The sequence below is a fragment of the Paraglaciecola sp. QJM3NY_14 genome (genome assembly GCF_056173245.1).
The window spans coordinates 1,868,409-1,881,054 of the sequence record NZ_CM149664.1; the positions used below are offsets into that span (position 1 = coordinate 1,868,409).

Annotated in this window: 10 protein-coding genes; 8 read left to right on the forward strand and 2 right to left on the reverse strand. The window is 43.8% G+C overall.

Going from position 1 to position 12,646, the window contains the following annotated elements:
* Positions 1–35 precede the first annotated feature (35 nt).
* The gene (gene msrB / locus AC0VYA_RS08030; protein ID WP_011574467.1) at positions 36–419 is read left to right on the forward strand and encodes a peptide-methionine (R)-S-oxide reductase MsrB; all 384 of its coding nucleotides are present in this window, start codon (positions 36–38) and stop codon (positions 417–419) included.
* 134 nt (positions 420–553) lie between these two features.
* On the opposite strand, the gene AC0VYA_RS08035 is transcribed toward msrB, so the two are convergent.
* Complete coding sequence (locus tag AC0VYA_RS08035) at positions 554–1,276, reverse strand: DUF2989 domain-containing protein (protein WP_232283304.1); 723 nt, start codon at positions 1,274–1,276, stop codon at positions 554–556.
* 250 nt (positions 1,277–1,526) lie between these two features.
* Between AC0VYA_RS08035 and AC0VYA_RS08040 the strand changes: the two genes are divergently transcribed.
* The 7 genes from AC0VYA_RS08040 to rluF all read left to right on the forward strand — a co-directional run bounded on the left by AC0VYA_RS08040 (position 1,527) and on the right by rluF (position 10,669).
* Positions 1,527–2,987, forward strand: a complete 1,461-nt coding sequence (locus AC0VYA_RS08040; RefSeq protein WP_475490646.1) for a glyceraldehyde-3-phosphate dehydrogenase — start codon at positions 1,527–1,529, stop codon at positions 2,985–2,987.
* Positions 2,988–3,279: 292 nt separating this feature from the next.
* Positions 3,280–4,407 (forward strand): M14 family metallopeptidase, encoded by a 1,128-nt coding sequence (locus AC0VYA_RS08045; RefSeq protein ID WP_475490647.1) that lies wholly within the window; start codon positions 3,280–3,282, stop codon positions 4,405–4,407.
* Between the two features lie 87 nt (positions 4,408–4,494).
* Positions 4,495–6,168 (forward strand): alanine/glycine:cation symporter family protein, encoded by a 1,674-nt coding sequence (locus tag AC0VYA_RS08050; protein ID WP_011574471.1) that lies wholly within the window; start codon positions 4,495–4,497, stop codon positions 6,166–6,168.
* 94 nt (positions 6,169–6,262) lie between these two features.
* A complete protein-coding gene (locus AC0VYA_RS08055; RefSeq protein WP_011574472.1) occupies positions 6,263–6,589 on the forward strand; it encodes a hypothetical protein in 327 nt (108 codons plus the stop codon).
* Positions 6,589–6,870 carry a YeaC family protein gene (locus tag AC0VYA_RS08060; protein ID WP_006994118.1) on the forward strand — a complete coding sequence of 94 codons (282 nt, stop codon included), beginning with the start codon at positions 6,589–6,591 and terminating at the stop codon, positions 6,868–6,870. Before AC0VYA_RS08055 ends, AC0VYA_RS08060 begins: the two co-directional genes overlap by 1 nt.
* Positions 6,860–9,658, forward strand: coding sequence for a DUF349 domain-containing protein (locus AC0VYA_RS08065; RefSeq protein ID WP_475490648.1), 2,799 nt, complete (start codon positions 6,860–6,862; stop codon positions 9,656–9,658). The genes AC0VYA_RS08060 and AC0VYA_RS08065 overlap by 11 nt, the downstream gene beginning before the upstream one ends.
* Before the next feature lie 135 nt (positions 9,659–9,793).
* Positions 9,794–10,669, forward strand: coding sequence for a 23S rRNA pseudouridine(2604) synthase RluF (rluF, locus tag AC0VYA_RS08070; RefSeq protein ID WP_475491047.1), 876 nt, complete (start codon positions 9,794–9,796; stop codon positions 10,667–10,669).
* 236 nt (positions 10,670–10,905) lie between these two features.
* Here rluF and AC0VYA_RS08075 read toward each other — a convergent pair whose 3' ends face one another.
* Positions 10,906–12,633 carry an SLC13 family permease gene (locus AC0VYA_RS08075; RefSeq protein WP_475490649.1) on the reverse strand — a complete coding sequence of 576 codons (1,728 nt, stop codon included), beginning with the start codon at positions 12,631–12,633 and terminating at the stop codon, positions 10,906–10,908.
* Positions 12,634–12,646: the final 13 nt, after the last annotated feature.

Here is a 12,646-nt window from a genome sequence, read left to right on the forward strand (position 1 = left end):
TGCCTAACGTATAAACAGAGAATTGAGGTAAAACGATGAAATTATCTGAGCAAGAATGGCGTGAAAAACTCAGTGATGAAGAATTTAGGGTGACGCGCCAAAAAGGCACTGAACGCCCTTTCACTGGAGAGCTGTTAGATAACAACGCGCTCGGAGATTATGTATGTCGTTGCTGCGGTGAGAAGTTGTTTGACGCCCAAGACAAATTTGATGCGGGCTGTGGTTGGCCGTCGTTTTCGGCGCAAAGTGCTGATGGAAACGTCGAGTTTCAACAAGACAACAGCCATGGCATGCAGCGTATCGAGATCGTGTGTAAAAACTGTGATGCGCACTTAGGTCATGTCTTTAGCGATGGACCCGCCCCAACGGGACAACGGTTTTGTGTCAACTCTGTGTCTTTGGCCTTCAATAAAACGTAAAAATAACGACTTTTGCTCGTTCTGTTGCATAAAACATCCTCTAATTTGATAAAACTGAAAAAAAATAAATTTTTTTAGTGAAAGTTTTTTTCAGATGTTGGTTGTTTTTTGTACACATTGGCTCTTTGATATGTTCAAAGTGAAAATACACGGTCGTCAATTTCTTCTTTATATTGCTCTGCTTTGTCTTCGAGCGACGTTATGTCGCTTGAGGCCGGCAGGGCATTTCTAATGTCAGTCAAGCTGATATTTTCCACTTTGAACTCATGAGCTAAGTACGCCCATACGTAGGCCTCAGGGTAATTTTCTTGTTTTAGGTTAATGGTACTCAGGCTCACGAAGATATTGGTATCAATATCTTGCTCTTCCGTATAAAGCGCTAATGCCTTATATAAAGCGCCTTTGGCCTTCTCTAAATCAAATTTCACATAATAAGAGGCTAAGCCTAATTGCAGACTCGCGGTATTTAATTTGCCTTGTTTTTCAAGTGCTAAGAAGTGGGTTAACGCGTCTTGTTTACCAAAGCGCGACCAGTGATAAAGCAATAAATGTGGCTCTTTTGAATTACGCGTCTTGCGTACTAACCGATTCAACTCACGCTCCGCATTGACTGCGGCTTGCCTGCGCTTAGTTTGCTTTTCTACCTGAACGATATGTTCAATTTGTGCAGCTTTATTGATACACACTTTGTACTTTTCAAAGTCTTCAAGCAAGTAATAGTCAAGCAGTTCGCTAGGTGACTGCTGGTAAGCGTACCTATGCTTAATGATTCGGCTCTTCTCCGCTAAGCACCACCCATCAGGATTAAGGTCATCACAGAATTCAGAGTGCTCTTCACAAATTTTTGTGGCTGTCATAGGGAACAGCATGTCGCATCCCGAGAGGGCGAAAATAGAAAGTAGGATGCCAGTGATCCGCATAAATTCCCTTGTAGTTAAATTACCAATATATTGCCATTTTATACGACAAATTACTGAATTAAGTAAATTTTCAACAATTTGGCGCAAACAGTCCCTTTGATTAGAATAACGGCCCATTTTGCTTTATCCAAGCAATCTCGTCGCTTTTTATGAGCCAACTTACGTTTTTTGAGAGTTTTTAAAGATCATGAATCAACAATCTGAACAAGCATTAATGAGCAGTTGGCAAGAACGTCAAGAGTACGCAGAGCGTATGTTGCCGTTATTGGGAAATTTGTATCGCAATAAAGCCATTGAAATATCAATATATGGTCGCCCTATGTTAGGCGCATCTACCATTGATATTATTAAGGCGCATCGCACGGTTCGCCTAAAAGAAGGCACTAAACTGCGCCTACGAGAAAGCTGGCCCTTACTGGAGGAGTTAAGCAAATTACCTCTCGCGCCAGCACAGATTGATCTTGGAAAACTCGCCTACGCGTTTCATTTTAAGGATGAACACAAGGGTAAGAGCATTGAACAATATTTGCGCGAAGAACTGGCCGACATCCTAGATGTGGACGACAGTCACTCTGCACAAGATGTGGTGTTATATGGCTTTGGTCGTATAGGTCGTTTGTTAGCGCGCTTGCTCATAGAGCGCCAGGGCAAAACTAACAAGCTGCGTTTAAGAGCAATTGTGGTGCGAGGCGGTAAAGAAGGCGACCTAGAGAAACGGGCAAGCTTGTTACGCAGAGACTCAGTGCATGGACCGTTTAATGGCAGTATCACTGTGGATACCGAGCGTAATGCGATTAAAGCCAATGGCTCATACATTCAAGTCATCTATGCCAACTCGCCAAGTGAAGTCGATTACAGCCAGTACGGTATTGAAAACGCTATCGTGGTGGACAACACCGGTATGTGGCGTGACGAAGCAGGTCTTGGCCAGCATTTAACCTCAAAAGGTGTGAAAAAAGTGCTGTTAACAGCACCGGGTAAAGGCGCTATTAAAAATATCGTTTATGGCGTAAATCAAAACGATATTCAATCCCAAGATACGATTTTGTCAGCCGCTAGTTGTACTACCAACGCCATCACGCCTGTTTTAAAAGCGTTAGATGAAGAATATGGTATTAACGGTGGTCATGTTGAAACAGTGCATTCATTCACTAATGACCAAAACCTGATTGATAATTTCCACAAAGCGGATCGCCGTGGACGCAGTGCAGCGCTGAATATGGTGATCACAGAAACGGGTGCTGCAAGTGCCGTTGCCAAAGCCTATCCGCAGCTTGAAGGTAAGCTCACAGGCAGCTCAATACGCGTACCGACTCCAAATGTATCCTTAGCTATTTTGAATTTACACTTATCGAAGGAAACCGACAAAGCGCAAATAAATGAATTTTTGCGCGATGTTTCGTTATTTTCACCGTTACAAAACCAAGTGGATTACACCAGCTCGAAAGAGATAGTGTCGACTGATTTGGTCGGCTCTCGTGCTGCGTCTGTGGTTGATTCTCAAGCAACGATCGTGGCGGCTAATAGAGCCACCTTATACGTATGGTACGACAACGAATTTGGTTACAGCTGCCAAGTTCTGCGCGTTGTTCAGGATATGGCAGGTTTGCATTACCCAAGTTTGCCGAAGGCAAAATTGGCTGTTTAATGCCGAATGTAAAGTTCAATGCAAAGTGATTATTGAGCTAATACACATCGAGTTTCTGAGTGGGCGTGTTACTTTCTTGTTTAGGTAGCGCGCCTTTTTTGTTGGCTGAATGTTGTTGCTTAAATGCACAAATTTTCCTGATAACTCAAACTGCCTTTTCACACAGTAATGAAGGGGAGTATGCGGCTGTGTAAAATGTTGCAAATCTCCTATACAAAAAGCAGTGCATCCTTGGCTTTTTAGTCTGACAATATGCTAAATTGACCGCGGTTAAATTAGATGGACAGTAAATGTGAGAATTAGTAGCAATTTTGACAGTGGTAATATTCGCGTTATATCAGCACAGAACGAAAGCGACATTAAACTCGCTATCAACAAAGACAATCAGTCTGACTTTTATCAGTGGTTTCATTTCAAATTAGATACCCGCCCTTGGATATCCCATCGTCTCACCATTACCGATCTTGAACATTCAGCTTATCCTGAAGGCTGGAAGAACTACCAAGCCGTAGCGTCTTACGACAGACAAGAGTGGTTTCGAGTTGAAACTGAGTTTGACGGTGACAACCTCGTTATCGAACATACACCCGAACAAGGCCAAATGTACTTTGCGTATTTCGCGCCTTATGGTTATGAGCGCCATCTAGATTTATTAGCTTGGGCGCAAACCAACGCTTTATGTGAAGAGACATTTCTTGGTAATACCCTAGATGGACGAGACATGTCTATGTTAACCATAGGTGAGCCGGGTGAAGGTAAGAAAGCAATTTGGATCACAGCTCGTCAGCACCCTGGCGAAACGATGGCGCAGTGGCTAGTAGAAGGACTGCTGGAGCGCTTATTGGACGAAGACGATGGCCTTGCTCGCTTGTTGTTAGATAAAGCTGTTTTTTATGTTGTACCAAATATGAATCCTGATGGCGCAGCTCGTGGGCATTTACGTACCAATGCAAAAGGGGTAAATTTAAATCGTGAATGGGCCACGCCTAGCATGGAGAATAGCCCAGAAGTCTTTTTAGTGACTGAAAAAATGCAGCAAACTAGCGTTGATTTGTTTTTAGATATGCACGGTGATGAGGCTCTGCCTTATAACTTTGTAGCAGGTAGTGAAGGGAATCCTAACTACGATGGACGGATTGCTCAGTTAGAATCGTCATTTAAAAATGCACTACTCACGGCAACGCCTGAATTTCAAGATGTGTTCGGCTACGACAAAGATGAGCCAGGTAAAGCGAATATGACCGTTGCAACCAATGCAATCGCTCATGCGTTTTCTTGCTTGGCGTATACCTTAGAAATGCCTTTCAAAGACAACATAGAAATACCGGATACAGCCTATGGCTGGTCCCCAATTCGTTGTAAGCAACTGGGCCAAGATGTGCTTGTTGCCATACGCGCTGTGGTAGATGAATTGCGCTAGCAGTTCATCTACACGTTTTACCATTAGGCTTAACATTACAAAATAAAATAATAACGATTAAAAACAAAATAAAGTAAGGGGAACAGTGTGGAAGGCTTTCATGACTTATTGAAGATGCTAGATGGAATGCTTGGGGGCGCTTGGTGGTTTCCTTATGTGTTACTTGGAACAGGTTTATTTTTTACGATTTATTTAAAGTTTCCGCAAGTGCGCTTTTTCAAGCACGCTTGGCTGGTCGTAACAGGGAAATACGATAAAAAGGGCTCTGAGGGTGACACCACTCACTTTCGTGCATTAACGACGGCATTATCGGGAACCGTAGGCACGGGTAACATTGGCGGTGTGGCATTTGCTATTTTCTTGGGTGGACCAGCTGCGCTCTTTTGGATGTGGGCGACCGCGTTTTTCGGTATGACCACCAAGTTTGTCGAGGTGACGTTATCCCATAAATATAGGGTCAAAACTGCCGATGGAACCATGGCGGGTGGCCCCATGTATTACATGGACAGACGTCTTAATATGAAATGGTTGGCTGTTGCCTTCGCAATTGCAACCGTTATCAGCTCGTTCGGCACAGGTAACCTTCCTCAAAGTAACAACATAGCGGCCAGTATAGAGTCGACCTTTGGCTTCGACCCTTTAGTGGTAGGAAGTATACTAGGCATTTTGCTTGGCTTGGTTATTTTAGGTGGCATTACGCGCATTGCAGCGGTGACCTCTAAAATTGTGCCCCTTATGGCATTAATATACCTAGTGGGCGCCTTAGCTGTCATTTTTGCCAATCTAGAAAATATCGGCCCTGCGTTTGCCTCGGTCATTGGCGATGTGTTTACTGGTTCAGCGGCAACGGGCGGCTTTTTAGGCGCAACGATTGCTTATGCATTTAACCGAGGCGTTAACCGTGGTTTGTTCTCAAACGAGGCGGGTCAAGGTTCAGCACCCATTGCCCATGCCGCGGCTAAAACAGATGAGCCAGTATCAGAAGGCATGGTGTCTATTTTAGAGCCATTCATCGACACCATTATTATTTGTACGATCACCGGTTTGGTTATTCTGTCTTCAGGGGTGTGGAAAGAAAAACACCAAAACGTGTTTGACCGCAGTGACATGATGATTGTTGCGGGCGCTTATTCGGATACCGACGATAACGACAGACAAGCGCTTTACGCTTACATCAATGATCTTGATACCTCAACTGTGGCGCCTTATAACGGCGACATACAGATAGTAAACGGTAAATCAATTAGCACAGGTTATACCTTGCTCAACGCGCGCTCTGTCGCAGAAAACGTGAAATTTACCTTTGGTGAAGATGAAGATTTGTTTACCGGAAAACTCAAAGTGGTTGACGGTAACCTAATTAAAGACAATATCGTGGTCTCAGGTAAGTCTTTAATTCACTCGGCAAGTTTAACGGCGCTGGCGTTTACCAAAGGCTTTTTTGGTGAGTCAGGCAAATACATCGTTTCCATTGGTTTATTGCTGTTCGCGTTTTCAACCGCAATAGCTTGGTCATATTACGGCGACAGGGCAATGACTTATTTGTTAGGGCCGCGCTCAGTCATGCCTTATCGCGTAGTGTACGTGTTTGCGTTCGTTTGGGCCGCAGTATCAGATACCACTCTAGTGTGGACGTTGTCGGCAGTGGCTATTGTGGTGATGACATTGCCTAACTTATTAGGCATATTTTTGCTGCGCAAAGAAATGAAAGAATCAGTCAATGAATATTGGGATGATTTTAATAAAGAACACAAGTCCTAGTCACGGTATCCATAAATTAAGCGCGGCACTGTCCGCGCTTTCGTGATCTAGTGTCAAGGTGAAATTGTTAACCGTATTAGTAGTGGAGTAAAAAATGGCGTTAATTGATTGCCCATCGTGCAATAAGAAAATCTCTGACAAAACCGAAGAATGCAATCACTGCGGTTTCGCCATGGGGCATGCGAGCGATGAAGATATTGCCCGCAAACGCAATTTACAAAAGTACCTGAAATCACAAAAAATCCAAACCCAGTCAATGATAGCCATGCTGATGTTTGTCTCTGGGTTTGGATTTATGTATTGGGGTGGAGCTGCTCCAGGTGAAGTGCAATATAATATTGCTGTGGGTGTCGCGATTATCGGTTTTGTTTGGTACATCATCAATCGTGTGCGTCTCGTTTTTGTTAAGAAGTCTAATTAATGAACCCAGAAATGTTACTCAAATCGATGACCCCAGAGGTTTATCAAAAATTGTTGCAAGCGGTGGAAACCGGTAAGTGGCTTGATGGCAACCCGTTAACAGAAGGGCAACGAGAAACGACTATGCAAGCTGTTATGTTGTATCAAGCGAAAATCCTTAAGTCAGATCAACATATGACTGTTGGGGCTAACGGCGAAATAGTGCAAAAAAGCCGTCAGCAATTTAAGCAAGAGCTAAATGATAAAAACACCATAGCGCGGTTCACCGAAAATGATATTTAAAAAACTGTTTCGTCCTAAGCATCAAGATCCAAAACCTGCGGTGAGAGTAGTCGCTATTGACTCGTTGTCTCCAGACTTGCCAGAACAAAAGTCAATTCTGCATGAATTGGCGTTCAATGATGAAGATGTGAATGTGAGTTTAGCCGCGCTGACAAAGTTAAATAGCTTCGTGTTGTGGTACAAGATGGCAGAGATAGCCAAAAACGAACGTGTGCTCAAACGCGCTCAACAAGTCGTTGATAATACACTATTTGACGACGATGAGAGCCTATTGAGTAAAGCTCAGAAACGCGAATTTGCCTATGAGTGTAGAAACAGTAAATTGCTCGAGCGCTTGATTAAGCAGCCTTGGGTGCAGCAAGAGCCTAAATTGGTACTGCATATTTTGTCCGTACTGAATAAACCGCAACTGGCGTTACCTATTCTGTTATCCAGCGATGATGACGTTCTTCAAAGTGCGCTTCTTGCGTATGCAGACAGTCCTGCAAGCTTACAAAAAATAATCAAAAAAGCTTCTAGTGAAAGCATTAAGTCTCAGGCGCAAGATAAGTTAAATCAGTTAGCATTTGCCAAAGCCCAACCGATTGAAGTTGAAAAGGGGACGCGTCTCGTTTTGTCTCGCTTGTTAGCGTTAAAAGAGCAGCGTGATTACCGAAAGTTGGTGGATACTCGAACCAAACTAAATGACGAATACGTAATTTTTTCAGCACAATTCGATTGCTTATCACAAGAGAAACGCCAAGAATTTACGGCTAAATATACTGATTTAAACAGTAAGTTAGACATTCTAGATGCAGAATTAGCACCTGTTTATCAGGCGCAGCAGCGCAAACGAGATGTAATAGATGCCGTGCAGCATGCCACGGCAGATACGCAAGCGATGCTAGTGTGGTTGTCAGATATTTTATCAAGCGATGTATCAAGTGTTACGTTGGCACAAACGGAGCAAGCACAAACAGAAATTCAGAATCGTATGTCTCGTATTGACGCTTTGTTATTGGATGCCAATTCAGTGGGCATGCCCGTGCAAACGAAAGCGCTACAGGCTTTACTTGATGCCTTACAAAAACGCCAGCACACGTTCAATCATTTACCTGCATTTCAAGATGCCCTAAAACAAGCGGATTCGTTATTGACGGATTTTGCCCAGTTGGCCATCCCTTCTCAAGGGGATGATGTGCAAAGTGCTAAATCGATATTGCAGAGCACGACGCAGCAGTGGTTTGCGCTACGTGAAGCATATCAAGACAGTTGGCCTGGAGCGCTTGATCAAAGGTTTACGCAATTACAGAGTACGTGGCGCAGTGCAATCAAAACCCTTTCAGCAAGCATTACTCAAGATGTGAACCGTATCCGCAGTAAAGCTAAGGCCATTGATGTGCTTATCGAACAGGGAAAATACAAGGCGGCCATGGCTCTCTTTACCAAGGTCACTAAATGGTTTGAAGCGTTACCTGAACAAGAAAAAGCTCGCAATGAGCGCACACTCGAACAGGTCAGCGCTAAAATAGAGGAATTAAAGTCGTTGCAGGCCTACATCGCCTTGCCGCGAAAGCCCGCTTTGCTTGAAGAAGCAAAAGCGTTAGTTGATGCTAAATTGCCAGTATCATTGCGGGCAGAGCAGGTGAAAGAGCTGCGTCGACGTTGGAATAGTTTGGGTGTGTTGAATACACCTGACGATGATGTGCTCAATAAGCAGTTTGACGCGTTAATTGAACTTTCTTTTGCGCCTTGTCGCGAACACTTTGAAAAGCAACAGTTGCAGCGCGAAAATAACCTTGCGCAAAAACAGGCTCTGATCAACGAGATTGGCACATTAGCTGAGCATGGTTTATCCGCTGATGCGTTAGCAAAAGCGATTCAACAGGTGCAGCAGAAGTGGCAAAACGTCGGTGATGTTGATTTCACTGTTAAAACACAAGTGAACAATGCTTATCGTGAAGCCTTGGCGCCGTTGAAGAAACAAGTCGAAGTGTATTTCGATGAGAATACTGAGATGAAGCAAGCGCTTATCCTGCAAGCACAAGCATTGTCAGCGGTCGAAGATGTTAATGTCGCTATTGAGCAAGCCAAAGCATTACAAGAAAGGTGGAAACACGTAGGCCAGACCCAACGTAAAGTTGAAAATGCCTTGTGGGATCAATTTCGAAAAGCCAATGATGTGATTTTTGCTAAGCGCAAAGCGCACAATCAGCTACAGAAGCAGGAAATTAACGTGCAAGTAGCCGCCTCAGCTGACATATTGCAAAAATTGCAACAGGCGATTAATGAAGCGCAAACGTTTGATGAATTGGACGGCACTCACATTTTGCAAACTGAGCTAGAAGCGCAATTGGTAGCGATGCCTAAAGCGTCAGGCTCTGGTTTATTTCGTCGCTTATCCGGGCTTATTGATGAACGACAAACCAAATTGGAGGGGTTGCAACGCCAATCTAGAGCCCACAGTGTGAGCGCACTATTTGATATACTAAAGCGCTGGGAAACGCCTGCTTTGCCTGACGATATAAATTCATTGCCTAACCAATGGCAGCAGTCGTTTAAAGCTCTTGGGCAAAGTGACGTACCTCGTCTTAATCTAACCTTGATGCTAGAAATAGTATGCGATGTCCCTTCGCCGCAAGCTGACGAAGCGTTGCGTAAGGAAATACAGCTGCAATTGATGGCCGATAAACTGCAGCAAGGCCTTGAATATGACAAATCGTCATTACTGAAGTTATGGATACAACATGGTCCTGTCGCAAAACAAGAGCAGGTGTTGTTATCCCGTGCTCAACGATGCTTTGCTTAGTCAAGCGTTATCAACCGTTTACATCTGTTTCGCCTAGGAATGCCTGGGCGCTAACTAAAGATGACATAGTGGGTTACATTGAATACATCGAACACATCAAGCACAACTGTTTCTAGCATTCGCTTAAACAAATTTATTAGTGACTCAGGTTTCTGCTCTCGTCGCGAAGCAGATAAGTTGATAGACAGCCAACGCGTGACGATCAATGGCGTTATTCCTGAATTAGGCACTAAAGTGTTGCCTGGGGATGAAGTGCGCGTTGACGGAAACTTGATTAAAGCGAGTGCCGAGAATAAGTCTGACAGAGTGTATTTGGCATACCATAAACCTGTCGGGATTACGTGCACGACTGAGCGCCACGTCAAAGGGAATATTATCGATGCCATCGGTCATCCCGAGCGCATTTTTCCCATTGGCCGATTAGACAAACCTTCGGAAGGTTTAATTTTTTTGACTAGTGACGGTGACATAGTTAACAAAATTTTGCGCGCTGAAAATGCCCATGACAAAGAGTACATAGTGACGGTGGACCGACCGTTGACAGAGCGTTTTATTCACGCCATGGGAGCCGGAGTACCTATACTCGACACGGTGACTAAGCCCTGTACGGTAACAATGCAGAGTAAATTCGTATTTCGTATTATTTTAACCCAAGGGTTAAATAGGCAAATTCGCCGTATGTGCGAATACTTAGGTTACGGCGTAACCAGGTTAAAACGCAGCCGTATTATGTCAATTCGTTTAGCGGGGCTAAAGGTAGGGCAGTGGCGAAAGTTAACCCCTGATGAAATGCGTGAAATTAGTGACGCTGTTGAGGGCTCAACCAAAACAGCACTGAAAACCGATCAGAAAATAGCAGCTAACGTTACCGATAAAAATGCCCCAAAGACCGAGCCAACCCGCTCTTCCAAGCGCAGTAGTTATCGAGGGATCAAGTCCCAAGGGGGGGGGGGGAGGAAAAACACGGAAGTAGACGTCAAGCGACAAACAACACCGCACCGGCCACGCTGAGCCGAGGACGCAAACCTAAGGCGTAAGCTGACATTTACTGCGGACTTATGTCAATCATTCCAACTCCAATAAATTTCCGCTGAGGGGCTAATTATTTAATGGAATTGCTATAAGACACAAACACAATATAAGAAAAAGACGAGAGTGGTGACACTCTCGTCTTTTTTGTCTTTGGAAGTGGATTATTTGCGTTTTAAAACGGTTAACCCGTTGGATTGCTGAAAATGTTCGCTGACTTAAAAGTCATATGTGTACTTCAGTAGGATGAGCACGATGCTCGAGTAACAAACTGAAATAGGCAAACCAAATTTCACAAAGTGTTTCATCTTATAATTACTGGCACTAAAAACCAGTAAATTGGTTTGATACCCATAGGGCGATATAAAGCTAGCGCTGGCGGCAAAAGCGACCGCTAAGGCAAACGGCATTAAAGGTACGCCTAAACTCTCTACCAACCCATAAGCAAAGGGGAACATCAGTGCTGCAGCAGCGTTATTGGTAACTATCTCTGTTAACAACAAGGTTGCTAAATACACCATTACCAATGCCACAAATGGACTGGAGCTTGTCATGAAGGGCTCTAAATAGTGAGTGAGAGTGGTTATCACTCCTGCACTTTCTAACGCGTTAGCCAGGCTAAGGGCGCCGACAATCACGATAATGAGCTCTAACGGTAGGTGACGTTTAACTTCGTTGGTGGATGTAACGCCAGTGGCTACCAATATCGCTAGGAAAAACACTAAACCTGTGGCAAGTGAAATGATGGATGCGGCAGCAAGGGCGATAGTGACTAGAAAACCGCCTAAGGTTATCCACTCTTGTTTATCGAGGAGTTTTGTGGCGACTTTTTTCTCGGATAAAATAAAAAAGTTTTTGGTTAAGTTTTGGCGCTTGACGAAGTCAGGGCCTGTAGCCAAAAGCAAAAAATCACCTGCTTGGAGTTTAATTTCCCCTAACTTTCCTGATAGGGTTTCACCGTCTCGACGGATAGCCACAACAGCTGCATCAAATAATGCCCTAAAACCAACACTTTTCAGCGTTTTACCAATGATTTGTGCCCGATTAGAAATAATCACTTCGGTAAGGTTTTCACGTAGCAAACCATTTGATTCTGCAAAAAGGGTTAATCCCTTGATGTGACTTAAATTATCGACTTTATGGATATCCCCTGAAAAAATCAGTTTGTCGTTTTGTTGTATGACTAGCTCAGGGTTAACAGGACTGATAAGTTTACCGTTGCGTACCACTTCGATTAAAAAAAGCTCAGGTAAATTGCGTAAGTGGTTTTGCTCGACACTTTTACCAATTAATTCAGAATCTGCTTCTACTTTCGCGTCAATAAAATAACTATTGTACTTGCGGTTTTTGTTTTCGATTACGGGCAACAGTGGCGTTAACAAAAACATTAACACGCCACAGCTTAAGCCTGCGACCAAGCCATAGAGCGTAAAGTCCCAGAAGTTAAAACCTGCGTGACCATGCTCGCGCATGAAACTATCAACAATGAGGTTGGTGGAGGTACCTATAAGTGTCACTGTACCGCCTAAAATTGCTGCGTATGAAAGAGGGATAAGTAACTTAGAAGCAGGATGGTATTGATTTTGTTTAGTCGGACCAATCAAACTTGCTACCACGGCGGTGTTATTCAACAATGCTGAAGAAGCAAACGTTAGCCCAAATAAGCGCCAGTAACTGCGTTTGAAGCTCGCAACGATAAGCGTGCGGCCCAACCGTTTGACGAGGGACGTTTTATCTACTGCTGTGCTTACAATCAACAGCAGAATAAGGGTAATTAACCCTTGGTTTGTGAAGTTGGTAATGATGTTTGAAAGCGATAATTGCTGACTTAATATAAGTGCTAACAATGTACCCGCAAAAATTGAAGAAGGGCGCTTATTCGTGAGAATAAGCGCCGCTAATGTACCGGTAAATATTGCTAATACCAGAAGCTGGTTTATGTCCATATAGTATCGACGT